This is a genomic window from Natrarchaeobaculum aegyptiacum, assembly GCF_002156705.1.
In the GTDB taxonomy this organism is placed as follows: domain Archaea; phylum Halobacteriota; class Halobacteria; order Halobacteriales; family Natrialbaceae; genus Natrarchaeobaculum; species Natrarchaeobaculum aegyptiacum.
Map to the genome: position 1 here is coordinate 55059 of NZ_CP019893.1, position 26983 is coordinate 82041.

A 26983-nucleotide genomic window follows, 5' to 3' on the forward strand; every position below is an offset into this window, starting at 1 on the left:
CCACGGCCGACGGGGGACGACGTCTCGAGCCCGATCCGGGCCCGCTCAGGAGCCGTTCGATCCCTCGGACCCGTCGACGCCCATCGCGTCGAAGAGGGTCCGTTTGACCGCCTCTTCGGTCAATTCGAGCAGCGTATCCCGCGTGTCGTCTGAAATCTCGATTCCCGTGAAGATGCCGAGTGGAATCTCAGCGCTGGCCTGGGTCGAGTGGCCCGCGGTCTCGCCCATCTCGCCGTAGGCGTCCTCGAGCACCTTGCCGATGTTGATGCGAATGTCCTTCGAGCGGCCGGCGAGGAAGATGGTCTCGTCGGCGATGCCGAAGACGGCGGTGGTGGTGACTCCCTCGAGGTTCAGCAGGTGGCTCGCCGCCTGCGTCAGGGCCTCGCGGTCGCGGACGAGTCCAGCGTTGGAGACGAGGTGGCTCCCCTGAACGTCCCGGTTGGCGATGGCTTCTGCGAGCACGTCCAGCGTTTCGGGGGACATCGACGGGGATTCGACCTGCTCTAGGGTGTCGTGATTGGCGAAGGGGTAGAGGTAGGCTGCGGCGGTGAGGTCTGCGGGGGTCGTGTCACGTTTGAAATCGAGTGTCTCCGCGCGAATGCCGTAAAGAAGCGCCGTGGCGACCTCCTCGGAGACGTTGACGTCGAACTCCTGGATGTACTTGGTGACGATCGTCGACGTCGAGGACATGTTCGGTCGGATGTCGACGAACTCCGGTTCGTACTCGGTGTCGGCCTCGTGGTGGTCGATCAGCACGTCGGCCGAGAGGTCGATCTCGCTCGAGGTGCCGTGGTCGACGAGCGCGACGGTGTCGTACACCGACTGGTCGTCGATTTCCTCCCACTGGACGAGGTCGATACCGAGCAGGTTTACGAACGCACGATTCTCCTGATGGCCAACGTCGCCGAGGTAGATGACGTCCGACTCGACGCCAAGATGCTCGGCGATGGCCTGCAACGCTGCTGCAGAGGCGATCGAGTCCGGATCAGGGCTGTCCTGCGTGAGGATCGCCAGCCGGGAGGAGGTCTCCTCGATCAACGACGCGAGCATTCCCGCGTTGTACTCCAGTTCGCCCGACTCGAGGGCGCGCAGCGCCGATTCGGCGATGACTGCGGAGGGGTTGATAACGACGTCTGCGCCGAGGTCCTCGAGTTCGTCGCCCGAGACGGGATCGCTCGCCCGGGCGACGACGAACTGGTCGCGATCGGTCTCGCGGATGTTCGAGACGGCCCGTTTGTTCGATTCGACGTCCGAGGCGAGGATGAGAATGACGTCGCGGTCGGCGACGAGGTCTGCGGCCTCGGTTTCGCGGATGTCCGCCGTCCGGGCGTCCATGTCCTGGTCGCGCAGGGACTCGACCCGGCTCTCGTCCCGGTCGACGATCAGGACGTCCTTGCCCTGTTCGACGAGTTCCTCTGCGACGGCGTAGCCGACGCTCCCACAGCCAAGGATCGCGTAGTCAGAAATCGCCGAGATCGTAACCCCCGTACTCATTGTCTCTGTGGTCGGCCCGACCACACTTAACGCTCCCGAAGATTCCTATCTGACGTCATCACGGCGACGAGTCAGGCGAGTCGAACGGTTCCGGGAGTCCGGTTGTAGGCGCGACACTCGAGTGGTGAGCCGCCCGTGGCCCGCTCTGGCACGGCGGAATCCAAGGGAAACGTATTTGAGCGGCCACCCGAAAGTTCGTGGTACAGGGCCGGTAGCTCAGTTAGGCAGAGCGTCTGACTCTTAATCAGACGGTCGCGTGTTCAAATCGCGCCCGGCCCGTGCAACGAACTGGTGAGCGTAGCGAACCTGTGAGTGAACCGGCAGGCACGATTTGAACGCAGGGAGAGCGCAGTTTCGCGAACGAAGTGAGCGAGGAAGCGATCGACCGTGTGTTCAAATCGCGCCCGGCCCGCGTTCCTGTCGCGAATAAACCCGTGAGCGGTGCAAACGGAACCGGCGGGATTTGAACTGGACGAGTCGCAGCCCGCGCAACGAAGTGAACAGGAACGTCTCGGCGTCGGTCATAATCGCACTCGGCCCACCCTGTCGTGAATACATCCGTGGAGAGTCACAACGAGCGCTCTCGAGCGGCGGTATCCGCTCGAGTGCCACCACCTCGAGTATCGCCGTCTCGAGTGGAGCGTCTCGAGTACCGCGGTTCGGCGGTACCTGCTCGAGGATCTCCACCTCGACTATCTGGTCCTAGATAGAAAGCCACGAGTTCACCCGCTCGAGTCGGTTGTTCCGGTTCGAATCTCGAACCGGGCTCCGTCCGTCGAACTGTCGGTGACCGAGATGGTCCACCCGTGACTCTCACAGATCCGCTCCACCGTCCCGAGCCCGAGGCCGGTTCCATCGGCTCGAGTCGAGTATCCGGAGTCGAACACCTGCTGACGATCGGTCGGTGGGATACCGACGCCGTCGTCTTCGACGGCGAATCCGGCATCGTCTGCGAGCGGTGTGACGCGGACAGTCAGGTCCCCGGTGCTACCTCGGTCCCCGGGCCCGTGTTCGAGAGCGTTTCGAAAGAGGTTCTCGAGTACCTGCTGCAGTCGACTGGCGTTCGCCAGGACCGTCAGCCCCTCGGCTTGAGCGTCGACCTCGAGAGTCGCGCCCTCGGTGTCGACCATCCCCCAGGCCTTCCACGCGATGGCCTCGAGGTCGACCCGGGTCACGTCTGCGGGGTCGACCGCGTCGTCTGCCCGGGCGAACGCGAGGAGGTCGCTGATCAGGACCTCCATGCGCTGGTGGGAGGCCTCGACTTCCGCGAGCGCGTCGCTGTCGCACGCGTCCTGTGCGACCTCGAGATAGCCCTGGGCGACGCTGAGCGGGTTTCGGAGGTCGTGGGAGACGATGCTCGAGAACTCCTCGAGGCGGTCGTTCTGGCGCTCGAGGGCACGTCGCTGACTGCGAAGTTCCGACTCCCTGTCGACGCGGTCGAGGACGGCTCCAGCCGCAGAGGCGAGGAGTTTGGCCGTCGAGACGTCGACGTCGTCGAACGCGTCTGGTTCGCGGGAGCCGACGTTGAGCACGCCGTGGGTTCCGAGCGGGAGGATCATCTCGCTTCGGACGGGCGTATCCTCGTTGTAACGTCCCGGCTCTTCTCGCAGGTCGGGGAAGACGTGCGTGGATCCGTTCTCGAACGCCTCCCAGGAGAGTCCCTCGCCGGCACGGTAGACCGGTGGCTCTTCGAAGACGGCGGCGCCATCGTCCGTGATGGCCACCGGATCGAGGGTGTTCGATTCCTCGTCGTAGAGCCACGCGGCGGTAAAGGGCATCTCGAGTTCGGAGGCCGCGAGGTCGACGATGAGTTCGCAGACGTCGTCGTGGGTTTCGGCCTCGACGAAGCGGCTGGTCGCCCGCTGGAGGGCCTCGATGCGGTCGGCCCGGCGCTGGTTACGAACGTCGTAGACGCCGACGAGGAAGCCGCCCAGTGCGCCGCCGGTCGCAGCAGTCGCGAGCTGGAAGCCGGCGTCGGCCGGGAGGTGGCCGGCCAGTAACTGGTGAGCGGTGATCGTCCCGACGACGGCGGTGATCGCGACAGCGCCGAGCGCGGTCCACACGCCGAGTCGGACGGTGTATCCGGCTGCAAATCGCCGTCGAATCGCCCAGACCGCGGCGTAGCACAGGACGAGTGAGAGTGCGAGTGGGAAGACGACACCGACGACGGTCGCGAGAAGCGGTTTGTCGTGGACGACGACGTGGGCGACGTGGAGACTCGAGAGGAGCAGTCCGAGCAGCCCAACGAGAAGAGCGGCGACGAAATCGGTCGGACGAATCCTCTCGGTCACTGTTGAACTGGACAATCGTACCCACGCACGGTATAGAAGTGTATCGACCGACGAACTGTCATCGAAGAAATCAGTCCGTTCGACAGCCGAGGACCATCTTCCATACGTTGCTCGAGCGTCCGAATCGGGCGAAACGCGACGGTCGAGCCGGTTCGGGACTCGAGTCGTCGCTGGACTGGGAAGTCGGCGTCGGTGGGCCGGATGTCACTGGAACTGTTGTCGGTGGTTCGAACGGCTCTAGAATCGGTGCTGTGGGAGGCGACGACGAACCGGGGGGACGTCCGCCGATGCCGAAGCGGTGGAGGACGGTAATCGCTCGACCTCCGCCTGAACACGGAGGTACGCGCTATCGGTCTGTATCAGGGCCAGCAGTCGACGGTCAGCGACGTTGCGATCCAGCCATCGGGGTTGTCACGTTCGACGAAGACGGCCTTTCCCGGACGGGGTTCGTGTCTCGTGACGATCGCCGAGGGCTCGCTGGGTTCGTCGTCGACGTCTCGGTCCTGCCGTGGGACGGGGGATTCCATCGAGATGAGTTAGGCTCCCCTAAATCTAAAAAGGTTTTGGTCAGCCTAAGAACTGGATTCTGGCTCACATTGTGTCCTGACAACGCCCGAGGCGGTTCGAACCCGCTCGAGGGGTTGGACGCGGCGGGACGAACTTTCAACCCGGTGCAGCGTGTACCGCCGCGCATGGAGTTCGACGTCATTCAGGGCGACATCGCAGCACAGTCCGCGGATGCGCTGGTCAACGCCGCCGGGACCAGCCTCCGAATGGGATCGGGCGTCGCTGGCGCGCTCCGTCGACGAGCGGGCGAGGAGCTCAACGAGGAAGCCATGGAGACGGGACCAGTCGACCTCGGCGACGTCGCGGTTACCGACGCCTACGAGCTGGACGCCGAGTACGTGATCCACGCCGCCGCGATGCCCCACTACGGAGACGGACAGGCGACCGAGGAGAGCATTCGCGACGCGACCCGGAACACACTCGAGACGGCCGACGACCTCGAGTGCGAATCGATCGTTCTCCCGGCACTCGGCTGCGGTGTGGCTGGCTTCGACCTCGCCGACGGAGCTGCGATCATCGGTGAGGAGATCGACCACTACGAGCCCGAAACCCTCGAGGAGGTGCGGTTGATCGCGTACAGCGACGAGGAGTACGACACCGTTCGGGCTGCCGTCGGGAAGGCAGAGCGATCCGAGATGATCGACGAGAGCGACGCGGATCGGTGACGGTCCGGAACTCGGGCGCGAGTGCAACTGCAGTTGGACGCGACTCGAGGAACGTATTTGGCCGACTGTCTCATTAGTGTGCCATCTGGTGTCGGTCGTTCAGTAATCGGGCCGCGGAACGGGTGATCAAGTTCAGTTTTTCGAGTCAATTGCCGGCTGGCCGGTGGCAGTATCATGCAGAATCTACAACCTCGCTTGAGTTGATTCGATTACACATAGTGGGGATGCAGTCAGGCGGCGACGACCGGGAGTGATCGATTCGGTGGGGGCAGCCGAACGCGACCACTCGGTGGTGGCTCGATCGTGTACTGACTGGGTACCCGGGTCGACCGAGTCCGTTCCGACGCGCCGGTGGTCTGGGCTGTCAGGTCGCGACCGTCCGACTGCGTTCGAACATCATCATGGCACTCGATACAATCGGCCGACGGGAACTCCTCGCAGCAGGGGTCGTGGGACTGTCCGGAGCCGGCGCGTACGGTGCCGAGGCGTTCGGCGTCACCGACTCGTTCGGCGGGAGCCAGATAACGGCCATCGTCCCCTGGGCGCAGGGTGGCGGGACGGATCGTTCGCTTCGAATCACGACGCCGTCGTGGTCCGATTTACTCGACGTCGAGTTCGTCGTCGAGAACTATCCCGGTGGGTCCACGCAGGTCGGCGGTGAAGAACTGTACTACGCGGAGCCAGACGGGTTCACGGTCGCGATGTGGAACATGCCTCAGATGCAGGCGACGTGGCTGTTTCAGGACGCCCCCTATCGAATGGAAGGGTTCGATTACCTCGGTACCCACCACTGGGACCCGACGATGTGGTTCGCACCGCCCGACAGCCCGTACGACGACCTCGAGGGATTCATCGAGTACGCCCGGACCGAGGGAGCGACGGTTGGGATCACCGCGGCGATCGGAAACACGGCCCTGTCGGCGCTGCTCGTCGAGGACGCGTACGACCTCGATCTGACAGTGGTCAATATGGAGGGGGGGGTCGGGCGTCAGGCAGGCAGTACTCGCGGGCGACGTCGACGCGGGCGTCAACCAGCCGTGGGCGTTCAACCCCGACCACGTCGGCGACGTGATCGCCCTCGGTTCACACACCGACGAGCCCCAGGAACTCTGGCCGGACGTCCCCTCGTTCGGCGAACTTGGGCTGGACGACGTTCCGCTGGTCGAGGAGGGGCTCGGACAGTGGAAACTCATGGTGTTACCGGACGGCGTTCGCGACCGCCACCCCGACCGGTTCGAGGAACTGTCGGAGACCTACGCCGCGGTGTTCGACGACGAACAGTTCCAGCACGAAGCCGAAGAGCAGGGAGGATTGGACCAGATCCTCGACTACCGCGGCCCCGAAGAGACGAGACGCGAAGTCGAAGAGACCTCCCAGTTCATGGAGCAGTACGCCGAGGTCGTCGAGGATTTCATCTACGATCGATAGAACGCATGACGAGTATCAGACCGCCGACCGTCACCGTCTCGCTCGGCCCCCGGACCGTCGACGTCGACACGGGAGAACTCCTGTTTCCTGTCCTGGTACTGGCGTTTTGCCTGTACTACTGGTGGGACACGATCGGGTTGCCTGACCTGTCGATGCTGTACGCCGGCCCGCTGCTGTACGCGACCGCCGCGCTCGCGGTCCTTACCATCCTGCTGCAGGCGGTATCGGTCGACGACGGCACAGAACGCAGTCGCGAACCGACGGCGACCCACGCGCCCGAACCGGAGCCGGGGCCCCACGCTGATTCCGAAGAGGACGCGGCACTCGAGGCTGCTGACCGGGAGTCCCCCTTCACCGTCCGGAACGCCATCGCGCTGGTCGCGCTCACGGCAGGGTACATCGTGGCACTCGAGCCGGTCGGCTTCCTCGCTGCGACCGTCGTCTTCCTCGCGACGACGCTGTTCCTGTTCGGCGAGCGCAATCCGGTCGCGATCGCGGCGTACTCGATCGGCTTCGCGTTCGTCGTCTGGCTCGTGTTCGTCTACTGGCTGATGGTCCCACTGTAATGGAGATTGGAATGCTACTCGCACCCGCGCTCTTCGACGGTGCACTCGGCATCCTCGCGAGTCCGACCATCCTGTTCGCGATCGTCCTCGGGACGGCTGTCGGGATCGTCTTCGGCTCGATTCCCGGGTTCTCCGCGACGATGACGATCGTCCTGTTCACGCCGGTTACGATTCCTTTCGAGCCGACGACGGCGCTGATCTTCCTGGTGTCGGCCTACGGCGGCGCAGTCTACGGCGGATCGATCCCGGCGATCCTCATCAACACACCGGGCGCACCGGGGTCGATCGTCACGTGCTGGGACGGCTACGAACTCACCAGACAGGGCCGGTCGGTGTACGCCCTCGCAGTGTCGGCGATCGTCTCCGGCTTCGCCGGCCTGATCGCGGCCGTCTTCCTGCTGGTGTTCGCGCCGCCGATATCCTCGTTCGCACTCAACTTCGGACCCCCGGAGATGTTCCTGCTCTCGGTGTTCGCGCTGACGATCATCCCGGCTGCGAAGGGGTCGTCGCTCTCGAAGGCACTCCTCGCCGGCGCGTTCGGCCTCCTGATCGGCACGATCGGAAACGATCCCCAGCTCTCCCAGTCGCGGGCGACGTTCGACCAGACGGCGCTGCTCGAGGGCGTCGACTTCGTGGTCGTCCTCATCGGGCTGTTCGTCCTCGCGGAAGTCTTCCGGCTGGCCTACCGGGGCAGCGTCGTCGCCAGTCAGGAGAACGTCCGGGGTGGGGCCTCGGAGGTGTACGAGGCGGCACGGACCGTCGCCTCGAAGCCCGTCGCGTTCGTCCGCGGGACGCTGATCGGGACGTTCATCGGTTCGCTTCCGGGTGCAGGTGCCGACGTCGCGAACTTCGTCTCCTACAACGAGGCCAAACGCTGGGCGGACGACGAACTGGCCGATCGGTTCGGCTCGGGCGCTATCGAGGGGGTCATCGCGGCCGACTCGAGCAACAACGCCACACAGGGTGGCGCACTGATTCCAACGCTCACGCTCGGAATCCCGGGGAGCGGGGCGACGGCTGCGTTGCTCGGTGCGGTAGCCCTCCACGGCCTGAACCCCGGGCCGGGACTGTTCGACGCGTCCGGCGACGTCGTCTACGCGATGATCCTCTCGCTGTTCGTCGGCAACCTGCTGATCCTGCTGTACGGCATCTCGGGATCGCAGTACTTCGGCAAGCTCGCGTACATTCCGATCCGGTACATCATCCCGGCGGTCGCGGTGCTTGCGATCGTCGGCGGCTTCGCGGTGCGAAACGCTCCGGTCGACCTCTACATCGTGCTCATCTTCGGACTGGTCGGGGTCCTGTTCGTCGCCTACGAGTACCCGCTCGTCAGCCTCGTGCTGGGAGTGATTCTCGGTGACATCGCCGAGTCCGGGTTCGTCACCGGTTGGCTGCTGACCGGCGAGAGCGTCACCGCCTTCCTGTTCAACAGCACCATCGCCGTGGGCCTCCTGGTCCTGATCGTGCTCTCGCTCGTCGCGACGGTGTTACAAAACTGAGTAGTCCTGCTGGTTCGAGCCGGAATCGTTGCCCACGGTCGCCTCGGCGTCGATCGCGGCGATCGTTTCGGACAGCACCTGCTCACCGAATTCTGTGGGCTCGTCTTGGTCTCCCGCGTCGGCGACCTCGTAGAACTGTACGCGCGAACGGTTCCAGGAACCGTGGTCGATCTCTTCGGCCGCGATGACCCCCTCACACTCGGGAAGCTCGAGTCGCTCGATCGTCTCCGCGCCGGCCTCGATGGCAAAGCGGAGGCTGCCACCGTCGACACCCTCGTCGACCGAGCTCGGGAGGTGCAGCGGCCGGCGGATCGACGCGCGAATCGTCGACTCGTCGGCAGTGGTTTCGGGGCCGGACAGCTTGAGGACCACCTCGTCGCCGGCGGTTCGCTCGAGTAACTGTGCTGCGATTTCGTCTGGCGTCTGTGTCGGTTCGTCGGGTGTGGTCGTCATCGTCTGGGATCTATCGTCGATCGCTGTGGGTTTCGTCGTCTCAATCGGAGGCTTCGTCCACGCCGTCGCCGACGCGGCGAATGCTATCGTAGGCGAAGAGGGCGTCCCCGTCGAGGGTACACTGCTTGCAGCCGAGGCACTCGAAGCCCTCCTCGTACAGTTCGTTGTACGGGATGTCCCGGCGCTCGTGGTACTCCCAGACGTCCTCGGTCGTCCAGTGGACGATCGGGTTCACCCGAACGACGTGTTCTTTCTGCTCGAAGTACTCGAGGTTCTTTCGCCACTCGTAGCTCTCCTCACCGTCGCCGAGTCCCTCGTCCATCCGGTAGCCGGTGATCCAGCCGTCGTGTCCCTCGATCATCCGCTCCATCGGCTTCGACTTCAGTGTCGTACAGCAGAGGTCGGGCTTGCGCTGGTTCACTCGCGGGCCGTGCTCGGAGACGAGTTCCTCGTAACTCGAGTCCGGACGGTAGGTCTCGAACTCGAGGCCGTACTCCTCCTCGAGTCGGTCTTTCGTCTCCCAGGTGGCTTCGAAGTGGTTCCCGTGGTCGAGAAACGAGAGCGTCGTCTGGGCGGCGACGTCGTCTGCCGCCCGGTCGATGAGGTCGAGGACGACGTTCGAGTCCTTCCCGAAGCTACAGGTGAAGGTGGGGGAGTCGAATCGCGTCCACGTTTCCTCGAGCACCTCGAGGGATGTGTCGATCTTTTCGTCGAGCGTCGCATCGTCGATGTCGTCGATGTCGAGTTCTACTGACATAGTGTCGGGTTGCGTGTCGGGGTGACCGACTACGCGCGGGACGTGGTCGGGTACTCGAGGTAATCGGTGAGATGGGGTTGGCCGTTGTGCCTGCACATCCGGGGAGGTGCCAGAACGAGCGTCGTCGGGTCCGGTATGCCCACCGTTCGGCCTCGACGGCGACGGTGACTCGTCAATCGGGGGCCGAAGACGACCGGTTCGAGCGTGACTCGAGGTCGATCGGGGACGAAAAACCGGGAGCGTTGCTCACTCGAGAACGTGGCAACGTCGCTCGCTCGAGACCGTCTGCATCGAGTCGAGATAGAGCAGAGGTCAACGATCGAACGGCGGAGGATCGGATTCGTGGTCAGGAGAGTGAGAGACCGCGGATCTCGACCGACTGGCCGTCCTCGACGCGGCCGATAATCTGGCCGTCGGTGTCGGCGACGAGGTCCTCGGCGGCGTCCTCGGGAAGCGCGACGACGAACCCGGTGCCCATGTTGAACGTCCGGTGCATCTCCTCGTCGGTGACGTTCCCCTCGGTCTGGACGAACTCGAAGATCGGCTGGGCGGGCAGTGGGTCGTCGACCACGTACTTGCGATCGCCCATCCGGAGGAGGTTGGTCCACCCGCCGCCGGTGACGTGGGCGGCTGCTCTCACGCCGTGATCGCGCATCGGCTCGAGCAGGGCCGTGTAGATCCGGGTCGGTCGGAGCAGTTCCTCACCGATCGTTCGCGACTCGTCGTGGGGGAACAGGTCGGTGTACTCGTGGTCGCGCGTGACCGCCTCGCGGGCGAGCGTGAGGCCGTTCGAGTGGATACCGTTCGAGGGGAACCCGACGAGCACGTCGCCGACTTCGGCTTCGCCCTCGAGGATCTCGTCTTTCTTTGCGAGGCCGGCACACGTGCCCGCGAGGTCGAACCCGGAGACGACGTCGGGCATGACGGCCGTCTCGCCCCCCAGCAAGGTCATTCCGGACTCCTCGAGGCCCACCGCGAGCCCTTCTCCGATCTCGTTCGTGAGGTCGTCGTCGGGTTCGTCGATCGCGAGGTAGTCGACGAAGGCGACTGGTTCGACGCCGGCGGCGACGAGGTCGTTGACGTTCATCGCGATGCAGTCGATGCCGATCGTCGAGAAGTCCTCGATCGCTTCGGCGACGAGGAGTTTCGTCCCGACGCCGTCGGTCGCCAGCGCGAGGTAGCGGTCGCCGATGTCGAGTAAGCCGGCGTACTCGGTCGTCAGGCCGCTGCCGAAGGCCTCGAGCAGCGCGGCGGTGGCGTCCTCGCTGGCCTCGATGTCGACGCCGGTGTCGGCGTAGGTGAGCCGGTCGACGTCGTCTCCGTTCTCGGTCATGTGCGTGAGACCGCGGGGGCCGAGCAAAAGGTCACCGGTCGAGAGCGAGCGAAACCGGGTCGGTTCCCGCGGGATACCGGAAGCCGACCGTAGGACGGATCACCAGAAGCCGAAGACGAGAATGAATCCCACGAGCGAGAGGACGCTCGCGCCGAACGCGAGCGCGAACACCGGCGTGCTCCACTCGAGGACGGTCTTCCCGTCGAGGGGGCCGAAGGGGATCATGTTGAACGCCGCGAGGAAGAGGTTGATGAGGACGCCCATGTGGCCGATCAGGCCGAGGAAGCCGGGGAAGATCATCAGCGGGAAGAACAACACGGCTAACACGAGGTTGGTCACGGGCCCGGCGAGGGCGATGTGGCCGTTTTCCTCGACGGTGATCCGGCCCCGGTGGTAGACGGCTCCCGGCGCGGCAAAGAGGAAGCCGACGAGGGCGAACATGACCGCGAGAAAGAGCCACTGGTAGTCCGCCCGGAACTCCGCGAGCTGGCCGTACTCGATCGCGACGACCTTGTGGGCGAGTTCGTGGAGCAAGAAGGCGACGCCGACGGTGACGAGGCTCAGGCCGATCATCAGTAAAAAGACGCCGGCGTCCGCGCCGCGATGGATCGGCGCGAGCAACAGGGCAAAGGCGATGCTCAGGACGATCCACGCGACGACGAGGTCACGAAGTTCGGTCCGGCTGAAGGTCAACTCGGGGTCGTGACGACGCGTGCCGACACTCACGTGAGGACACCCCAGATCAGCTCGAGGCTATTTCTGGCACCGGCGATCAGTTCGTCCATCAGCGCGTCGACCCCGCCGAACTCTGGGCCGGCGAGCCACGGCAATACGACGATCGGAAACAGCACCGTCGCGATCAGGCTTCCGATGTTGGTCAGCGCGACGATCATGATCAGTCGGAACAGCGGAACGTCGAACATCTCCGCGAACGCCTCGTCGATGGGTCGCTCGGTGTCTCCAATGATCTCGTTCAGTCGACCGATGTCGCCGACGTTGACCGGACGGTGTCTGAGTTCGACGTAGCCGGTGAACCACCCCGGCGCGAGCATCGGGTTGATGCTCGTCAGCCAGGCGACCAGTCCGCCAACGCCCGCACTCGTCCAGCGAGCGCCCGCAAGCCGTGCGAGCGAGAACGCGAAGATTCCGTTGAACAGGAACCACGCGACGAACAGCTGGAGCAAAAACGTGTTCTGAACGCCTGCCATCATCAACAGGAAGAAAAAGCCGAAAAAGCCGATCATGACGAGGTACCCAAAGAGCTTCAGCACCGAGAACCGGCGGCCCTTCGCCGTCGTCGAGATCGATTCCATCGACGGCAAGGCATCGGGATCTTCGAGGTAGCGCTCGATGCCGGCTTTGTGGCCCGCGCCGACGACGGCGAGCACGTCGTAGCCCTGCGTCCGAAGCTGGTGGAGGTTGTGTGCGATGTAGGCGTCGCGTTCGTCGATCAGGGCGTTGGCGCCGCGAGGGCTGAACTGCCGGAACTCCTCCATCATGGCTGCGACGACGTCGCCGTCGGTCATCTGCTCGATATCGATCTCCTCGACCTCCTCGACGTCGCCGCCGAGTTGCTCGAGGACGAGCCCGAGGGCGACCCCGACGAGGGTGCCGAGTCCGACGCCGGCCAGCAGTCCGACGCCGCCGCGGATGGTGTAGACGCCGGCACTCTCGAAGCGACCGGGTGAAATGGGGCCGACGAACGTCTCCGTCGAGACGAGTGCGAGACAGGCGACGATCCCGAGTCCCATCCCGCCGAGTAACCGAAGCGAGAGCCCGCTTGCGAGGCCGCCGGTGTACCGCTCGGCCGACTCGAGAGAGGGCATCACGAGGAGGCCCGCGAACAGGCCAACGAACGCGCCCAGCCCGACGCTCCCGACGAGCTGGAGGGTCGAGGGGTCGGTGACGCCGAGGAGGGTGAGGTCGCCGTAGCCGAGGAGGGGTGCGAACAGAAGCGAGACGATCAGGCCGACGATGGTGCCGATCGCGACGCCAGCGCCGATGCCGATCGTGCGCGGGTCGGTGACGCCGAGTGCGAGTCCGCCGACCATCTTCAGTTTCTCGATCAGCGAGAGTCTGCGCCAGAAGCGCTGGATCGTCACCTGGATGTCGCGGTCGACGAGGGCGACGCCGCTGCCGTTTCGCTCGGCGGCATCGATCGCCGCGCGCATGTCGGCGCCGGGTTCGATGTCGAATCGGTCGCCGAGGCGAGACTGGACGTACGAGAGCATCCAGTAGGCCAGAAACTGGAAGACCGTGTTCCCAGAGAGGAGATCTTTCGCCTCGATGTCGTCGGGTGTCCCACCCTGCATCTGTCTGAAGCGGCCTTCGTCGAGTTCGACCGCGACGACGTCGGGTTGCTCCCGATCGACGGTTTCGTGAACCTCGTCGACGCTCGCCTGCGAGACGTGTGCCGTCCCGAGGACCTGAACGGAGCCTCGTTCGTCCGAGGACGGTGACGGTGGCTCCGGCACGTCGGCGCCGCCTGCATCGCTCATTACCGGGTCAACTCGGCGACGACTTTTACCAGTATCGAAGCTGCGGGTGTGTGTGCACGTACCGTGATCTGTCTGCTGATTCGAATCGGTGCGCCATAGAGTCCGTGGCTGGTCGACGAGATGCAAACGGTTCGCAACGATCAACTATCCGCTCGCGGAACTGCGAGCAATGACCGACCTCATCGAGACGCTCGTCGAGAACCGCGAGATGGTCCAGCCGAATCACGCGAACATGCTCGGGACCGCCCACGGCGGCAACGTCATGAAGTGGATGGACGAGGTCGGCGCGATGTCGGCGATGCGGTTTTCGGGAGAGACCTGCGTCACGGCACGGGTCGACCGGATGAACTTCGAGCGTCCGATCGCGGTCGGCGACACGGCCTACATCACCGCCTACGTCTACGATGCCGGCGACTCGAGCGTCAAGGTCCGGTTGATCACCGAACGCGAGGACCTTCGGACGCGCACCCGCGAACAGACCACGGAGTCGTACTTCGTCTACGTCGCCATCGACGAGGACGATCGCCCGACGACGGTACCCGAGTTAACCGTCAGCACCGAGAAGGGTGAGCGATTACGGGAGGAAGCTCTCGAAGTCGAGTCGTCCACCTGAGCCAGCAGTTTCGAGTCTGCAGTGTTGCCCCAGCAGTAGCCACCCCGTCACAGCAACGTCTCGACTTCGGCCAGTGACTCGAGGACGTGATCCGGCTCGATGGGCGACGACGCGAGGGTCTCGCGGTCGGTGACGCCAGTGAGGACGACCGCGGTTTCCATCCCGGCCCGTTCGCCGAGGGCGACGTCGGTGTCGAGGCGGTCACCGACGACCAGCGTCCGGGCCGGGTCGGTCTCGAGTCGGCCGAGTGCGGCTTCCGCGGCGACGGTCGAAGGCTTTCCCAGGATGGCGTCGGGTTCGCGCCCGGCGACGGCCTCCATGGCGGCGAGGATCGCCCCCGAGCCGGGGATCAGTCCCTCGTCGGTCGGAATCGTCACGTCGGGATCGGTGCCGTAGAAGGGGGCGCCGTCGTCGAACGCTCGCAGGGACTCCCAGAGCGTTCCGTAGGAGAAGCCGGTCGTGAACGAACCGAGGACGACGTCGGCTGACTCCGGATCGTCGGTGAGGGTGACACCGGCGTCTTCGAGGATCGCCTCGAGTCTGGAGCCGCCGACGAGAAACACTCGATCGGCCGCGTGGGTCGACGCGAGGTACTCTGCGGTGACGGTCGCGGAGGTGAGCACCGACGAGGGATCGACGACGATGCCGTGGGGCTCGAGTCGCTCGCCGTAGTGGTCGCTGCCGCGTGTCGGGTTGTTCGAAAACAGCAGTCGGTCACAGCCAGCGGCGTCGAGGGCTGTCAGACCGTCCGTCGCGCCGGGGATGAGTTCGTTGCCGCGGACGATCGTCCCGTCGACGTCGACGATCGCCGCCTCGTAGGTCGTCATTGGCCGTCCTTGGGCGTGAGTCGGGTTGAGTGTTCGGGAGCGTTCGAGAAGCGGCCGACTCACCGCGAGCGCTCGAGTCCCAGATCGAGGTCGTCGGTCTCGATCCCGGCGTCGTCGGCCCGCTCGTTGGATTCGATCAACATCTCGAGTCGTTCCTCGAATTCCGACTCAGTAAGCTCGCCTGCGGCGTAGCGTTCTTGCAGCGTCGTCACGGGATCGACGGAATCGGTCTCCTCGTGTTCTGTGGCCGGCGCTTCACTGGCTCGTTCAGACGACTCACGGCCCATCAGGTACCACAGAAGAACGGTGCTGAGAACGAACAGGGCGGTCACGAGAACCGCGTAGACCGGCCCCGCAAGCAACAGGACCAGGATGATGACGACGTCCGCGAGGACGAACTTCAGGGCGAACAGCTCGACGGCGCTGTAACGCCGCCCGTCCCCGGAGTCACTACCCATATCCCCTGTTCGTGGGTCGACACAATATAACCACTGACGCCTGCAGCAGCGGCCGCGGGGAGGAATTCTTATCCCGCAACCGGCCCATCACACGCGTATGGGACTCGAGGTCGAACCCCCGGCACCACCGGAACTCTCCTTCGTCGATCCGAACGAGTACGAGGACGCGACGGTCGCCGCCGACGACCCACACGAGGTCGACTATCGGCGTGAGGAACTCCAGGACCTCCTCGAGGACGGGGCCTGGAACGAGGCGTTCGAGGAGTGGGTGGCGGAGACGGACCTCGAAGAGCGAGAGTACGAGATCACCCGGGACCTCGAACTCTTCGCAGAGTTCGACTTTTTCTGGGACGACTTCGCCGACCGCGTCGGCTATCACGCCCCGGGGATTCCCGAGGACTGGCAGGAACGGGAGTACCATCCCGACCTCGACACCTGGGGGACGGTCTCGGCGATCAACGCCGAGTTGACCGAGTTCGGTCAGCAAGTCTGTGTCATCCTCAAAGAGCGGTACATCGACTGGGAGGCATCTTACGAACCGCCAGAGGACCTGCCGGATTTCGATTGACCGTCGTCACTCCCGCGCGACGGCGATGTTACGCGTTCGCCCGCCACAGTCCGGGCACTTCGGAAGCTGTTCGGCCGGTTCGCGATATCCACACCGGGTACATTCGTAGTACGATTGCGATGGCGTGTACGGATCGAATCGTAGCATGCCCGGTTCGGGCCGCTGGAACGAAGTAACTGTTTGGCTAATATGTGTAACCGGGTACTCCGTGAATATTCTCACACCAGATTACCCTATATTCTGAACGACCGTGTGATTTTCTCTCGCTGACCGTACCCGTAACGAGCGTCAGTGGAAAGAGGACGCGAGAACGGTGTCGATGGCGACCGCCGGTGGCGATGCTCGAGCACGCCGGGCCCGGCGTGGCGAGACGAGAGAGCACGACCAGTGATCGAACAACTAGCCGCTCCACTCGCCAGCGAGGTCACTCGCCAGGTTCGACCGCCAGTGGTCGAATTCGCTCTCACAGGTATCACTCTCTTCGAGGTGGTCGACGAACCCCGCACCGGGGGATGCCAGCTGGGAACCACAGAACGGGCAGGTGATCGGGTCCGTCCAGGTTGCATTTACGGCCATGACTACTCGGATCTTTCAGGGTCGTTCATATAAACGCTTCCTGCATATAGTGAAAATAGTGGTGTGGGGTATAATGGCATTATATTACAATCGGCGAACGGTCTCACCAGCCGACAGTCGACGATCGACACACCGACGAAGGAAACGAGTCGCGAACGCGATCGAACAAAAGAGTGACTACTCGAGGACGACGAGCGTGTCTCCCATGTCGACGCTCTGGTCTTCCTCGACGGCGACATCGGTGACGGTGCCACCCTGAGAGGCGACGATGTCGTTTTCCATCTTCATGGCCTCGAGGACCACCAGCACGTCTCCGGCGGCGACCTCGTCGCCTTCCTCGACCTCGATCGACAGGATCGTCCCCTGCATCTCGGCGTCGACTGTCTCGCCGTCGCCGGCAACCTCGGCGCTCCCGCCGCTGTCGCCACCGGCAGGCTGCGGTGGGCCGGCCTGCGTGGCGCCAGCGTCGACGTCGCCGACCGGGATCGCCGGTGCGCCGCGTTCCTCGAGTTCGACCTCGAAGCGCTTGCCGTTGACCTCGACGGTGAACTCGCGTTCGACGACGTCCTCGTCGTCGCCTGCGCCGTCGCCGGTGTCGCCGCCCCACTGCTCCTGGGCTTCCTCGATACGGCTCTGATCCATCTCTTCGTCGAGGTACTTCGTCGTGTGCGTGCTCGCGACGAACTCCTCGTCGGTGAGCATCAGTCGGTGGAACGGAATGATCGTCGGGATGCCCTCGATCTCGTACTCGGTGAGAGCACGCATGGAGCGGTCGATACACTCCGCGCGGTCTTCACCCCAGACGATTAGCTTCGCGATCATCGAGTCGTAGTCGGTGACGAGTTCGTCACCCTGTTTGAGCGCGTCGTCGAGGCGGACGCCGACCCCACCCGGTGGATCGTAGGTCTCGAGCGTGCCACCCGTCGCGGGGGCGAAGTCCTCGGCCGCGTTCTCGGCGTTGATCCGGAACTCGATGGCGTGACCGTCGAGTTCGACGTCGTCCTGTTCGAAGTCGATCTCCTCGCCCGCGGCGACCCTGATCTGGCGCTTGACGATGTCGATGCCGGTGATCTCTTCGGTGACGCAGTGTTCGACCTGGATACGCGTGTTGACCTCGAGGAAGTAGAAGTTGGTGTCGGGGCCGAGCGGGCCGTCGCGGTCGGGGTCCTCTTCGACGAGGAATTCGACGGTGCCGGCGTTGGTGTAGTCGGCGGCGGCGACGCCCTGTCGGGCGGCTTCGCCGATCTTCTCGCGGAGTTCGTCCGTCAACGCGGCGGACGGGCCTTCCTCGATGACCTTCTGGTGACGCCGCTGAAGCGAACAGTCTCGCTCGCCGAGGTGGCGCACGTTGCCGTGTTCGTCCGCGAGGATCTGAACCTCGATGTGTCGTGGCTGTTCGAGGTAGCGCTCGAGGTAGACCGAGTCGTTGTCGAAGTAGGCCTCACCCTCGCGCTGGGCGCTCTCGAGCTGGTCTTCGACCTCGCTTTCCTCCCAGACGACCTTCATCCCGCGGCCGCCGCCACCGCCTTCGGCCTTGATCGCGATCGGGTAGCCGTGTTCCTCACCGAAGGTTTTGACCTCCCCGGGATCGGTGACGGGGTCGGTAGTTCCGGGAACGATCGGCACGTCGGCCTCGTCCATGATCGTCCGGGCTTTCGTCTTCTCGCCGAGTGATTCCATCGCCTCGCTCGAGGGGCCGATCCAGGTGATCCCCTCGGCAGCTTCGACCTTGGCGGCGAACTCGGCGTTCTCCGCGAGGAAGCCGTACCCGGGGTGGATGGCGTCGGCGTCGGCTCGACGGGCGGCGTCGATGACAGCCTCGTGGTCGAGGTAGGAGTCGGCCGCCCGGGCGGGGCCGACGTTGTACGCCTCGTCGGCGTATCGGACGTGTCCGGAATCCTTGTCCGCGTCCGAATAGATTGCGACGGTCCCGACGTTCAACTCTTCACACGCCCGCATCACTCGAACGGCGATCTCTCCGCGGTTTGCCACCAGAACCTTCCTGAACATTCCTGTGGAAAATGTCGACGGGACCCTACCTTACTTTTTCGCAACAGGCTGGCTGCGTCGATTTTGCCACGAATCGAAATCGGCAGGCAGTTGCCACGAACAGAACCAACCTGCGAGAAGAGACCGCGATCGAGTCCGCCCGGTTCAGAAGCGGTCCGTTCGCCCCGCAGCCGTCCACGGGTTAGTCGGTGCATCGCGGGGGACGCGAACGCGTCGCTGTTGCTGATCGCGGATCCGGCCACCGAAGGCCCACCGTCTGTCGTCCCACGTCTCCTCGCCGGAAGCCGCGGCCGCAGCAACGGCCAGCGCGTGATCGTGAAGGTGGGCACCGATTGCAGCGGTGATCGCCGCTGCTTCCTCGTCGGTCGCGTCCGCGGGCAGCGAGATCGAGACCGTCTCCAGTCCGGGGACGCTCGAGTCGACCGGCTCGTCGCGGGCCTCGCTCGGACCGTCGGCGTCGGCCACCTCTGCGTGATTCTGTGATGCCATCTCGGGTTACAGCGGAATGTTGCCGTGTTTCTTGTCCGGGTTCGATTCGCGCTTGGTCTCTAACATCTCGAGGTCGTCGATCAGCCGCGGACGGGTCTCGGTCGGATCGATGACGTCGTCCAGGAAGCCCTTGTCCGTGGCAGTGTACGGGTTGGCAAACTCCTCGCGGTACTCCTCGATGAGTTCGTCCCGCAGTTCGTCGGGATCGTCGGCTTCGGCGAGTTCCTTGCGATAGAGGATGTTGACTGCTCCCTGTGGGCCCATGACGGCGATTTCGGCGGTTGGCCAGGCGTAGTTGACGTCCGCGCCGAGGTTCTTCGAGGCCATGACGCAGTAGGCACCGCCGTAGGCCTTGCGGGTGATGACCGTCAGCAGGGGAACGGTCGCCTCCGCGTACGCGTAGAGGAGTTTTGCGCCGTGGCGGATGATGCCGCGGTGTTCCTGATCGGTCCCGGGCATGTAGCCGGGGACGTCCACGAAGGTGACGATCGGGATGTTGAAGGAGTCACAGAAGCGGACGAATCGCGACCCCTTCATCGAGGAGTCGACGGTAAGGGTGCCGGCGTTGACCCGGGGCTGGTTGGCGACGATGCCGACCGAACGGCCGTCGAGGCGGGCGAAGCCGACGACGAGTTCCTGGGCGTAGTTGTCGGCGACCTCGAAGAACGAGCCCTCGTCGACGACGCTGTCGATGACGTCGACCATGTCGTACGGTTTCTGCGGACTCGGTGGGACGATCGACTTGAGTTCCTCGTCGCGTCGGTCCGGGTCGTCCCACGAGGAGACGTTCGGCGGGTCCTCGACGTTGTTCTGCGGGAGGTACGAGAGAAGTCGCTTGATGTCGTCTAAGGCCTGCTCTTCTGACTCGCAGGCGAACTGGGCGACGCCCGTCTTGCCGGCGTGGGTCATCGCCCCGCCGAGTTCCTCGTGGGTGACCTCCTCACCGGTAACGGTCTTGGTGACCCCTGGACCGGTGATGTACATGTGGCTCGTGTCTTTCACCATGAAGATGAAGTCGGTGATCGACGGCGAGTAGACTGCCCCACCGGCACACGGGCCCATGATGCCCGAAATCTGGGGAACGACGCCACTCGCTTCCTGGTTTCGACGGAAGATCTCGGTGAATCCGGCGAGACTCTTGACACCTTCCTGGATGCGCGCACCCGCGGAGTCGTTGAGCCCGACGATGGGCGCACCGACTTCCATCGCCATGTCCATCACCTTGCAGACCTTCTCGGCGAAGACCTCACCGAGCGAGCCGCCGAAGACAGTGAAGTCGTGAGCGAAGACGAACACCGTCCGCCCGTTGACCTCTCCGTAGCCCGTGACGACGCCGTCGCCCGGGATCTTCTTTTCTTCCATTCCGAACTGACTCGTCTGGTGGGTCCGAAGCTGGTCGAACTCCGTGAAGGTGCCGTCGTCGAGGAAGTAATCGATCCGCTCGCGTGCGGTCATCTTCCCCTTCTCGTGTTGCTTTTCGATCCGCTCTTCGCCACCACCGAGGCGTGCCTCTTCACGAAGGTCCTCGAGTTCGTCGATACGGTCCTCCATCGTCATGCGGTGGACACCCCTGTCGGTTTCATATCGCCTGATGCGACGACCACCCGGAAAAGGATTCCGTAACTGTGTCACGATTAATAACCTATCTTGTGGCAACGATAGTGAGGGAAGCAAGGTTTTTATTCCAGCATCGTCCCTCGAGCAGGAACCGGGTGGCCGATGTCGTTCCTCGACTCGATTCGAGGAGCCAGCGGGAACGTTCTTCCGTATGCGTGTCGAATTTGACACGGTTCGTCTGCCGGTCGAAACCCCTCCGTCGAGGAACTCGAGGTGCGTGGATCCCGGCGCACGTCCGGTCCGAACGCGTTCTGCATGCCGCCACTCTTCGTGACGGAGTCGGCGACTCGTCGTGACGCCGAGAGAGTAGACGATATCACAACAGATCAATTGAACGCCAATATTTCCTTCTGGCGACCGTAAACTGAACGCGATGGACGGCAAAAAGTGACACTCACGTCCAACAATGCTTTATAGGATCGAGTGCCATCGTTCGCCATGGTCCGGGAAATCAACCGACGAAGGGTGCTGAGTGGAATCGCAGCAGGCAGCGGGCTCGCGCTCGCTGGCTGTCTCGACGCGAACGGAAACGGTGCCGGTGCCGGCGCTGGAGACGACCCCGACGCCGACGAGGTCGACGCGATGGTCGGGACGCTGCTGCCGGTCACCGGTGACCTGAGCGACCTCGGTGCACCGATCCGCGACGCTGCAATCCTGCCGGGAACCCAGCTCGAAGACGAAGGCGTTGCCTACGAGATCGACATCCGAGAGGAAGACACCGAGACCGACCCCGAAGCTGGTATCAGTGGCGCCGAGTCGCTGGTCAACGCTGGCTACCCGTCGATCACTGGTGCAGCGTCCTCGGCCGTGACGATCGCGGCTGCCCAGGACGTCTTCATCCCGAACGAGGTCGTCGCGATCTCGCCAGCCAGCACGTCGCCTGACATCACACCGATGGACGGCAACTACCTGTTCCGGACGTGCCCGACCGACGCGCTGCAAGGTCCGGTGATGGGCGAGATCGTCGTCGAGGAAGAAGGTGCACAGACCGCCTCGACGTTCTACCTGAACAACGACTACGGACAGGGACTCAACGACGCGTTCGTCGAGACGGTCGAGGATCTCGGCGGCGAAGTGCTCGAGCAGGTCGCCTTCGAACCGGAACAGCCGTCGTACTCCTCGGAACTCGAGTCGGCGCTGGCAGACGACCCCGACGTGCTGATGATCGTTGGCTACCCCGACAGCGGGGTCCAGATCTTCCGAGACTTCTACTCGGACTTCGACGACGGTACGCCGATCATCGTTCCGGACGGCCTCCAGGACGAGAACCTGCCGGCAAACGTCGACAATCCGATGGAGAACGTCTTCGGGACGGCTCCGGCAGCCGCTGGCCCCGGTGCCGATACGTTCACGGACATGTTCGAATCCGAGTACGGCAGCTCCCCGGGCGTGTTCACCGCACAGGCCTACGATGCGACGTCGATCCACATCCTCGCCCAGCTCCGCGCAGACGAGCTCTCCGGCCCCGCAGTGAGCGAACAGGTTCGCCAGGTCGCGAACCCCGGCGGCGAGGTCGTGACGCCCGACAACCTTGCCGACGGCCTCGATCTGGCTGCAGATGGCGAAGAGATCGAGTACCAGGGTGCCTCGGGCGAGGTCGTTTTCGACGACAACGGCGACCTCGAGGCGGCCACCTACGACATCTTCGAGTACAGTATGGACGGCTTCGAAGTCACCGACCAGTACGAGTACAACTGATCGCGGTCGTCCGGCTCGGTTTCGATTTTTTGCTCGGGGTCGATCCGTCCAGACGCATACGACGAGGCCAGTCGCGTCGGCACAGCCTCGAGACGGGAGAAACTGTGAGCTCGAGGGGGTCGTAAAACGAGAGAGAACGGATGGGGTCGCCAGCGGGATCGCCGGCTCGAGGCGTTATCCGCCGAGGAAGTCCTGCCTGACCTGTTCGTCGCCGAGTAAGGCGTCGCCGCTGTCTTCGTACCGGTTCCCGCCCTGCACGAGGACGTAGCCCCGGTCACAGCGCCGGAGCGCTTCCTTGGCGTTCTGTTCGACCAGCAGGATCGCCGTGCCGTCGTCGTTGATCCGGTCGATCCGGTCGAACATGTCGTCGACCAGGTCCGGCGCGAGCCCAGCGCTGGGTTCGTCGAGCATCAGGAGATCCGGTTCGAGCATGAGTGCCCGCCCCATCGCGACCATCTGCTGTTGACCGCCGCTCATGGTCCCTGCCTTCTGGTCCTGCCGTTCTTCGAGGATCGGGAATCGCTCGAAGATCCACTCGAGGCGGTCCTCCGGCACCTCGTCGAGGATGTACGCGCCCATCTCGAGGTTCTCGAGGACCGTCAGTGTCGGAAATACGTTGTCGTTCTGAGGGACGAATCCGATACCAGTCTCGATGATCTCTTCGGGGCGACGGCCGTGGATCGCCTCGTCGTGGAAGGTGACAGCGCCGCCCATGTACTCCGTCAGCCCGAAGATGGACTTCATCACGGTCGACTTGCCGGCCCCGTTCGGGCCGACGATCGTGACGTATTCGCCCTCGTCGACGGTCATGTCGACCCCGTTCAGGATCTGTAAGTCGCCGTAGCCCGCGTCGAGTGAATCCACCTCGAGTAGCGCCATCAGACGTCACCTCCGAGGTAGGCCTCGATGACTTGCTCGTTCGACTTGATCTCGGCGGCCTCGCCTTCCGCGAGGACGCTACCCTGATGCATGACGACGACGTGTTCGCAGTGGTTCATGATGACGTCCATGTCGTGTTCGACCAGCAGGAACGTGTAGCCCTGATCCTGCAGTTCGTGTACGTGTTCGAGTAGCTTCTTCTCGAGTGACGGGTTGACGCCGGCCATCGGCTCGTCCAGCAGGAGCATCTCGGGGTCGGTCAGCAACGCCCGGGCGAACTCGAGCAGTTTGCGCTGGCCACCGGAGAGGTTGCCAGCTTCCTCCTCGGCGAGGTGGTCGATCTCGAAGAACTCGAGCATCTCCCAGGAGCGCTCGCGGAGTTCTTCTTCCTGCTCGACGACTCGCTGTCGGGAGACGGGCGCGACCGACCGCCACAGTGACTCCCCGAGCTGGTCTTTCGGTGCCAGCATCATGTTCTCGAGGACTGTCATCTCGGGGAGTTCGCGAGCGATCTGGAAGGTGCGCACGAGTCCCTCGTTCGCCACCCTGTGTGGGGCGTTGCCGGTGATGTCGGTCCCGTCGAAGACGATCGAGCCCTCGTCGGGCGTGTGGACACCGGTGATGCAGTTGAACGTCGTCGACTTGCCGGCCCCGTTCGGGCCGATGAGACCCGTGATCGAGCCACGCTCGACCTGAAAACTCGCCCCGTCGACGGCGGTGATCCCGCCGAACCGTTTGACGACGCCCTCGAGTTCGAGGATCGGGTCGTCGAGTCGTCGGCGGCTGTCGGCCCCAGTGGTGGTCACTTCGTTCGACGCAGCTGACTCTGTGCTGGTAGTTGCGTCGGCGTCACTCATCGGTCTCACCTCCGTCGGTTGCGGTGGCGCCGTCCGTGGTAGCGGGCCGGCGCGAGAGGTCCGTCGCCGCGGCGATCTCGGTACGGTGACCGAGCAGCCCGTCCGGTTTCCAGAGCATCAGTAACACGAGGACGACGCCGACGAGGATGAACCGGATCTCGTCGAGCGAGCCAACCACGTAGCCGACCATCGGCATCACGTCGCCCGAGCCGATCGCGACGAACGCGTCGTAAACCGTCGCCGGCGACCGGACGTCGGCGTTTGCACGAACGATCGCCCGGATAAACCGCGGCCCTTCGTAGAGGAAGGCAGCGAAAGCGAACCCGCCGATGACGCTGCCGGTATTCGATCCCGAGCCGCCGACGATGAGCGCGACGAAGACGTAGAACGTGACGATCGGCATGAAACTATCCGGAGAGACGAAACTCCGGCTCCCCATCCAGAGGATGCCCGCCAGTCCCATCAGGCTACAGCCGACCATGAACACGATGAGCTTCACGCGGTCTGTGTTCTTGCCGAGCGATCGGGTCGCGAGTTCGTCCTCGCGGATCGCCTTCAGGACGCGCCCGAACGGCGAGTTTGCGATCCTGCTGAGGAAGACGTAGAACGCGATCACGAACGCGATCAGGACCGCGGTGTAGAGAGCGTTCTCGACGATCGACGGCTGGATGCCGAGTATCTGGGCGGCCGCGAACAGCTGGCCGAACGCCCAGTCGAGAACGGGTAGCTGGAGGTCGAGGACCCACCCCACGACGCTGTCGACGGGAGTGTATCGGATGCCGCTACCGCCGCCGGTCCCGTACTCGGTACCACCGATCTCCACCGTCCGAAGCGACCCCGAGAGGAGCGCGAGCCGGATGATCTCGGCGAGTCCGAGCGTCACAATTGCGAAATAGTCCGCGCGTACGCGCAACGCGGGCAGGCCTGCAACGAGTCCGACGAGCGCTGCGGCAACCATTCCGCCGATGATGCCGACCCAGATCGGAAGGCCGAGCCCGGCGGGCGAGGCGTCGGGCGACGCCGTCAGGATCGCCATCGTGTAGACGCCGACCGCCATGAAGCCGGCCACACCGATGTTGAACAGACCGGTGTAGCCCCAGTGGAGGTTCAACGCGAGCGCGACGAGCGCGAAGACGGCACCGAAGAACGTGATCGACTGGAGCGTGCCGACGATCTCGTTCGTCGAGACGCCAGTGAGCACGCCGAGGATCCCGAAGAAAACGTAGGTAGCGAGGACGAATCCGGCGATCAACAGCAGGTCGTTGGCCCACTGTGGGAGGCCGGTTTCCTCGAGTAACACGTCGAGTCTCGAGTCGCTCATGCGGTCTCCACCCCCCCGAACAGACCGTCAGGTTTGTAGATCAACACGAGGATCATCAGCGTGAAGGCTGCGATCTCGTTTAGGTCGGCAGGGATCCAGACCAGCGAGAGGTTGATCGTCATGCCGATGACGAGTGACCCGGCGAGGGCCCCGTAGATCGAACCGATCCCGCCGAGGATGACCGCGGCGAAGATCAGCAAGAGGAGGAACCAGCCCAGATTGATCGTGATCTGCCCCCGGTCGAGGACGATCAGATAGCCCGCGACGCCCGCGAGGCCGGCACCGATGACCCACGTCGAGAAGATCACGCGCTCGGTCGGAATCCCGGTGATGAGCGCGAGGTCCTTGTTGTCGGACATCGCCCGCATCGACTTCCCGAGTTTGGTGTACTGCAACAGCAGGTGGACCGCGACGATCAGCGTCAATGCCGAGATGACGAGCGTCGCCTCGTGGAGGTTGATCGATCCGCTTGGGAGCAGGCCGATCACCGACAGGTGCTCGTCGGTCAGCGACGGCGACGACGCGACGACCCCGCGCGTGTCCGACGTATAGAAGAACGCGATCACGTACCGGAGCGCCAGTGCGACGCCAACGCTGGCGATGAGTAGCGTGATCCCGTCTGCATTGCGGAGGTTCCGGTAGACGAGCCTGTCGATCGCGAGGGCGACGAGGATCGTGATGACCGCCGCCGTAACGAGTCCCAGCACGATCGCGACCGGCGACCCGAGGATGCTCATCCCGACTTCTCCAGGCTGTGCACCGCCGTCAGCCCGCAACAGGAGTCGACTGCTCAGTTCTGCGATACCGATCCCGCCGATGACGTAGGCGGCCGTCCACCCCGAGAACGCCCCCGTGGTTATCAGGTCCCCGTGCGAGAAGTTCGCGAACCGAAGGATGCTGTAGGTCATCGAGAGTCCGATCGCCGCGAGCCCGATGTACAGCGAGTCTACGAATCCGTTCCAGACGTATCGTCCCAGTCGTCCAAGCGTGAGGTCTCCTGTGAATAGTTGCCACACGAGATGGACCCCCAGAACGACGAGCCCGAGGATCAACACCCACCCGAGCACGTCCTGAGCCGAAACGTCGGCAAACCTTCCCCGTTCTGTGCCTGTACTCATACCTGCGAGTCTATCAGTCCGAGTTGAAATAGTTCACGACAGATCTGTTCATCAAATCACAGACACTACTGTGACGGGGCGGTGAACGCGACTCACCGCGAAACTGCACGACGACTCGGCCACCATCGGACGAAAGTGGCGGAAGGTGGACACCCGCTCGCGCGGGACGGTTCCAGCCGGGACTCGAGTGTCGTGTTCCCTGCCAGAGTCTCGCTTCCGTATTATTTATATATGACCGATCATGTTCGATTCCATTCTCACGCGGTGGAAATCGGCTCCGCAATTCATCGGGATCTAGTCGTGAGGGGGCAGTAGAGGAGCCACAAATGAACGTATTCAAGTATGGATCGGTGTGTAACTACTCGGTGACTGGATCACTATGACAAGAGGTGTTGTGCGGA

The 26983-nt window shown here is 64.0% G+C and carries 26 protein-coding genes, 1 tRNA gene and 1 pseudogene; 9 read left to right on the plus strand and 19 right to left on the minus strand.

Annotated features, from left to right (window positions below; genetic code table 11):
* Positions 1-45: 45 nt before the first annotated feature.
* A complete protein-coding gene (locus B1756_RS00250) occupies positions 46-1494 on the minus strand; it encodes a DHH family phosphoesterase (protein WP_086886724.1) in 1449 nt (482 codons plus the stop codon).
* A gap of 205 nt (positions 1495-1699) precedes the next feature.
* Between B1756_RS00250 and B1756_RS00255 the strand changes: the two genes are divergently transcribed.
* Positions 1700-1773, plus strand: a tRNA-Lys gene (locus B1756_RS00255).
* Positions 1774-2216: 443 nt separating this feature from the next.
* On the opposite strand, the gene B1756_RS00265 is transcribed toward B1756_RS00255, so the two are convergent.
* Positions 2217-3785, minus strand: coding sequence for an ATP-binding protein (locus B1756_RS00265; RefSeq protein WP_228434425.1), 1569 nt, complete (start codon positions 3783-3785; stop codon positions 2217-2219).
* A gap of 359 nt (positions 3786-4144) precedes the next feature.
* Positions 4145-4312 carry a hypothetical protein gene (locus B1756_RS19495; RefSeq protein WP_186336484.1) on the minus strand — a complete coding sequence of 56 codons (168 nt, stop codon included), beginning with the start codon at positions 4310-4312 and terminating at the stop codon, positions 4145-4147.
* A 165-nt stretch (positions 4313-4477) separates the two neighbouring features.
* Here B1756_RS19495 and B1756_RS00270 point away from each other — a divergent pair, with 165 nt between their 5' ends.
* The 5 genes and pseudogenes from B1756_RS00270 to B1756_RS00285 all read left to right on the plus strand — a co-directional run bounded on the left by B1756_RS00270 (position 4478) and on the right by B1756_RS00285 (position 8510).
* Positions 4478-5017, plus strand: a complete 540-nt coding sequence (locus B1756_RS00270; RefSeq protein WP_086886726.1) for a macro domain-containing protein — start codon at positions 4478-4480, stop codon at positions 5015-5017.
* A gap of 401 nt (positions 5018-5418) precedes the next feature.
* A pseudogene (locus B1756_RS19755) lies at positions 5419-5886 on the plus strand (tripartite tricarboxylate transporter substrate-binding protein); the annotation flags it as partial.
* 199 nt (positions 5887-6085) lie between these two features.
* Complete coding sequence (locus B1756_RS19760; RefSeq protein ID WP_228434648.1) at positions 6086-6445, plus strand: type 2 periplasmic-binding domain-containing protein; 360 nt, start codon at positions 6086-6088, stop codon at positions 6443-6445.
* Positions 6446-6450: 5 nt separating this feature from the next.
* The gene (locus tag B1756_RS00280) at positions 6451-7011 is read left to right on the plus strand and encodes a tripartite tricarboxylate transporter TctB family protein (RefSeq protein ID WP_086886727.1); all 561 of its coding nucleotides are present in this window, start codon (positions 6451-6453) and stop codon (positions 7009-7011) included.
* Positions 7011-8510, plus strand: a complete 1500-nt coding sequence (locus tag B1756_RS00285) for a tripartite tricarboxylate transporter permease (RefSeq protein ID WP_228434426.1) — start codon at positions 7011-7013, stop codon at positions 8508-8510. The genes B1756_RS00280 and B1756_RS00285 overlap by 1 nt, the downstream gene beginning before the upstream one ends.
* Here the strand turns inward: B1756_RS00285 and B1756_RS00290 are convergent.
* From B1756_RS00290 to B1756_RS00310, 5 genes are all read right to left on the minus strand, one after another.
* The gene (locus tag B1756_RS00290) at positions 8499-8963 is read right to left on the minus strand and encodes a hypothetical protein (protein ID WP_086886728.1); all 465 of its coding nucleotides are present in this window, start codon (positions 8961-8963) and stop codon (positions 8499-8501) included. The two genes, B1756_RS00285 and B1756_RS00290, sit on opposite strands and share 12 nt — an antisense overlap.
* Positions 8964-9003: 40 nt before the next feature.
* On the minus strand, positions 9004-9720 hold the full coding sequence (locus tag B1756_RS00295; protein WP_086886729.1) for a phosphoadenosine phosphosulfate reductase family protein: 717 nt from the start codon (positions 9718-9720) through the stop codon (positions 9004-9006).
* A gap of 346 nt (positions 9721-10066) precedes the next feature.
* Positions 10067-11053 carry a phosphoribosylformylglycinamidine cyclo-ligase gene (gene purM / locus B1756_RS00300; protein WP_086886730.1) on the minus strand — a complete coding sequence of 329 codons (987 nt, stop codon included), beginning with the start codon at positions 11051-11053 and terminating at the stop codon, positions 10067-10069.
* A gap of 99 nt (positions 11054-11152) precedes the next feature.
* Positions 11153-11779 carry a zinc metalloprotease gene (locus B1756_RS00305; protein ID WP_086886731.1) on the minus strand — a complete coding sequence of 209 codons (627 nt, stop codon included), beginning with the start codon at positions 11777-11779 and terminating at the stop codon, positions 11153-11155.
* Positions 11776-13551: a TraB/GumN family protein gene (locus tag B1756_RS00310; protein WP_086886732.1), complete on the minus strand. Its 1776-nt coding sequence runs from the start codon at positions 13549-13551 to the stop codon at positions 11776-11778. The genes B1756_RS00305 and B1756_RS00310 overlap by 4 nt, the downstream gene beginning before the upstream one ends.
* A gap of 169 nt (positions 13552-13720) precedes the next feature.
* Between B1756_RS00310 and B1756_RS00315 the strand changes: the two genes are divergently transcribed.
* Positions 13721-14164 (plus strand): acyl-CoA thioesterase, encoded by a 444-nt coding sequence (locus tag B1756_RS00315; protein WP_086886733.1) that lies wholly within the window; start codon positions 13721-13723, stop codon positions 14162-14164.
* A 47-nt stretch (positions 14165-14211) separates the two neighbouring features.
* Here the strand turns inward: B1756_RS00315 and B1756_RS00320 are convergent, their stop codons facing one another.
* Positions 14212-14991, minus strand: coding sequence for an HAD-IIA family hydrolase (locus tag B1756_RS00320; protein WP_086886734.1), 780 nt, complete (start codon positions 14989-14991; stop codon positions 14212-14214).
* Positions 14992-15050: 59 nt separating this feature from the next.
* Entirely contained in the window at positions 15051-15449 is a 399-nt protein-coding gene (locus B1756_RS00325) for an SHOCT domain-containing protein (protein ID WP_086886735.1), read from the minus strand.
* 97 nt (positions 15450-15546) lie between these two features.
* Here B1756_RS00325 and B1756_RS00330 point away from each other — a divergent pair, with 97 nt between their 5' ends.
* Positions 15547-16017, plus strand: a complete 471-nt coding sequence (locus tag B1756_RS00330) for a DUF7992 family protein (protein WP_086886736.1) — start codon at positions 15547-15549, stop codon at positions 16015-16017.
* 6 nt (positions 16018-16023) lie between these two features.
* On the opposite strand, the gene B1756_RS18930 is transcribed toward B1756_RS00330, so the two are convergent.
* From B1756_RS18930 to B1756_RS00345, 5 genes are all read right to left on the minus strand, one after another.
* Positions 16024-16164 carry a rubrerythrin-like domain-containing protein gene (locus B1756_RS18930; protein ID WP_120649684.1) on the minus strand — a complete coding sequence of 47 codons (141 nt, stop codon included), beginning with the start codon at positions 16162-16164 and terminating at the stop codon, positions 16024-16026.
* 252 nt (positions 16165-16416) lie between these two features.
* Positions 16417-16593: a DUF7501 family protein gene (locus B1756_RS19500; protein ID WP_186336485.1), complete on the minus strand. Its 177-nt coding sequence runs from the start codon at positions 16591-16593 to the stop codon at positions 16417-16419.
* 177 nt (positions 16594-16770) lie between these two features.
* Positions 16771-18603 (minus strand): acetyl-CoA carboxylase biotin carboxylase subunit, encoded by a 1833-nt coding sequence (locus tag B1756_RS00335; RefSeq protein WP_086886737.1) that lies wholly within the window; start codon positions 18601-18603, stop codon positions 16771-16773.
* A gap of 144 nt (positions 18604-18747) precedes the next feature.
* Positions 18748-19092, minus strand: a complete 345-nt coding sequence (locus tag B1756_RS00340) for a DUF8022 family protein (protein ID WP_120649685.1) — start codon at positions 19090-19092, stop codon at positions 18748-18750.
* A gap of 6 nt (positions 19093-19098) precedes the next feature.
* The gene (locus B1756_RS00345) at positions 19099-20643 is read right to left on the minus strand and encodes an acyl-CoA carboxylase subunit beta (protein WP_086889974.1); all 1545 of its coding nucleotides are present in this window, start codon (positions 20641-20643) and stop codon (positions 19099-19101) included.
* Between the two features lie 504 nt (positions 20644-21147).
* On the opposite strand from B1756_RS00345, the gene B1756_RS00355 reads away from it, so the two are divergent.
* Complete coding sequence (locus tag B1756_RS00355) at positions 21148-22407, plus strand: ABC transporter substrate-binding protein (RefSeq protein ID WP_086886739.1); 1260 nt, start codon at positions 21148-21150, stop codon at positions 22405-22407.
* 174 nt (positions 22408-22581) lie between these two features.
* Here the strand turns inward: B1756_RS00355 and B1756_RS00360 are convergent, their stop codons facing one another.
* Genes B1756_RS00360 through B1756_RS00375 form a run of 4 tightly spaced genes read right to left on the minus strand, consistent with a single transcriptional unit; the run spans position 22582 to position 26582 of the window.
* Positions 22582-23286 (minus strand): ABC transporter ATP-binding protein, encoded by a 705-nt coding sequence (locus B1756_RS00360; protein WP_086886740.1) that lies wholly within the window; start codon positions 23284-23286, stop codon positions 22582-22584.
* On the minus strand, positions 23286-24143 hold the full coding sequence (locus tag B1756_RS00365; RefSeq protein WP_086886741.1) for an ABC transporter ATP-binding protein: 858 nt from the start codon (positions 24141-24143) through the stop codon (positions 23286-23288). Before B1756_RS00365 ends, B1756_RS00360 begins: the two co-directional genes overlap by 1 nt.
* Positions 24136-25464: a branched-chain amino acid ABC transporter permease gene (locus tag B1756_RS00370; RefSeq protein WP_086886742.1), complete on the minus strand. Its 1329-nt coding sequence runs from the start codon at positions 25462-25464 to the stop codon at positions 24136-24138. Before B1756_RS00370 ends, B1756_RS00365 begins: the two co-directional genes overlap by 8 nt.
* Entirely contained in the window at positions 25461-26582 is a 1122-nt protein-coding gene (locus B1756_RS00375) for a branched-chain amino acid ABC transporter permease (protein WP_086886743.1), read from the minus strand. The genes B1756_RS00370 and B1756_RS00375 overlap by 4 nt, the downstream gene beginning before the upstream one ends.
* Positions 26583-26983: the final 401 nt, after the last annotated feature.

Bases quoted from the DNA above. Each gene is read 5' to 3' on its own strand.
- B1756_RS00355 (WP_086886739.1), top strand. From the start codon at position 21,148: ATGGTCCGGGAAATCAACCGACGAAGGGTGCTGAGTGGAATCGCAGCA.
- B1756_RS18930 (WP_120649684.1), bottom strand. From the start codon at position 16,164: ATGCTACGATTCGATCCGTACACGCCATCGCAATCGTACTACGAATGT.
- B1756_RS00370 (WP_086886742.1), bottom strand. From the start codon at position 25,464: ATGAGCGACTCGAGACTCGACGTGTTACTCGAGGAAACCGGCCTCCCA.
- B1756_RS00290 (WP_086886728.1), bottom strand. From the start codon at position 8,963: ATGACGACCACACCCGACGAACCGACACAGACGCCAGACGAAATCGCA.
- purM (WP_086886730.1), bottom strand. From the start codon at position 11,053: ATGACCGAGAACGGAGACGACGTCGACCGGCTCACCTACGCCGACACC.
- B1756_RS00320 (WP_086886734.1), bottom strand. From the start codon at position 14,991: ATGACGACCTACGAGGCGGCGATCGTCGACGTCGACGGGACGATCGTC.
- B1756_RS19495 (WP_186336484.1), bottom strand. From the start codon at position 4,312: ATGGAATCCCCCGTCCCACGGCAGGACCGAGACGTCGACGACGAACCC.
- B1756_RS00325 (WP_086886735.1), bottom strand. From the start codon at position 15,449: ATGGGTAGTGACTCCGGGGACGGGCGGCGTTACAGCGCCGTCGAGCTG.
- B1756_RS00280 (WP_086886727.1), top strand. From the start codon at position 6,451: ATGACGAGTATCAGACCGCCGACCGTCACCGTCTCGCTCGGCCCCCGG.
- B1756_RS19500 (WP_186336485.1), bottom strand. From the start codon at position 16,593: ATGGCCGTAAATGCAACCTGGACGGACCCGATCACCTGCCCGTTCTGT.
- B1756_RS00335 (WP_086886737.1), bottom strand. From the start codon at position 18,603: ATGTTCAGGAAGGTTCTGGTGGCAAACCGCGGAGAGATCGCCGTTCGA.
- B1756_RS00250 (WP_086886724.1), bottom strand. From the start codon at position 1,494: ATGAGTACGGGGGTTACGATCTCGGCGATTTCTGACTACGCGATCCTT.
- B1756_RS00330 (WP_086886736.1), top strand. From the start codon at position 15,547: ATGGGACTCGAGGTCGAACCCCCGGCACCACCGGAACTCTCCTTCGTC.
- B1756_RS00285 (WP_228434426.1), top strand. From the start codon at position 7,011: ATGGAGATTGGAATGCTACTCGCACCCGCGCTCTTCGACGGTGCACTC.
- B1756_RS00270 (WP_086886726.1), top strand. From the start codon at position 4,478: ATGGAGTTCGACGTCATTCAGGGCGACATCGCAGCACAGTCCGCGGAT.
- B1756_RS00365 (WP_086886741.1), bottom strand. From the start codon at position 24,143: ATGAGTGACGCCGACGCAACTACCAGCACAGAGTCAGCTGCGTCGAAC.
- B1756_RS00315 (WP_086886733.1), top strand. From the start codon at position 13,721: ATGACCGACCTCATCGAGACGCTCGTCGAGAACCGCGAGATGGTCCAG.
- B1756_RS00375 (WP_086886743.1), bottom strand. From the start codon at position 26,582: ATGAGTACAGGCACAGAACGGGGAAGGTTTGCCGACGTTTCGGCTCAG.
- B1756_RS00345 (WP_086889974.1), bottom strand. From the start codon at position 20,643: ATGGAGGACCGTATCGACGAACTCGAGGACCTTCGTGAAGAGGCACGC.
- B1756_RS00295 (WP_086886729.1), bottom strand. From the start codon at position 9,720: ATGTCAGTAGAACTCGACATCGACGACATCGACGATGCGACGCTCGAC.
- B1756_RS00340 (WP_120649685.1), bottom strand. From the start codon at position 19,092: ATGGCATCACAGAATCACGCAGAGGTGGCCGACGCCGACGGTCCGAGC.
- B1756_RS00360 (WP_086886740.1), bottom strand. From the start codon at position 23,286: ATGGCGCTACTCGAGGTGGATTCACTCGACGCGGGCTACGGCGACTTA.
- B1756_RS00310 (WP_086886732.1), bottom strand. From the start codon at position 13,551: ATGAGCGATGCAGGCGGCGCCGACGTGCCGGAGCCACCGTCACCGTCC.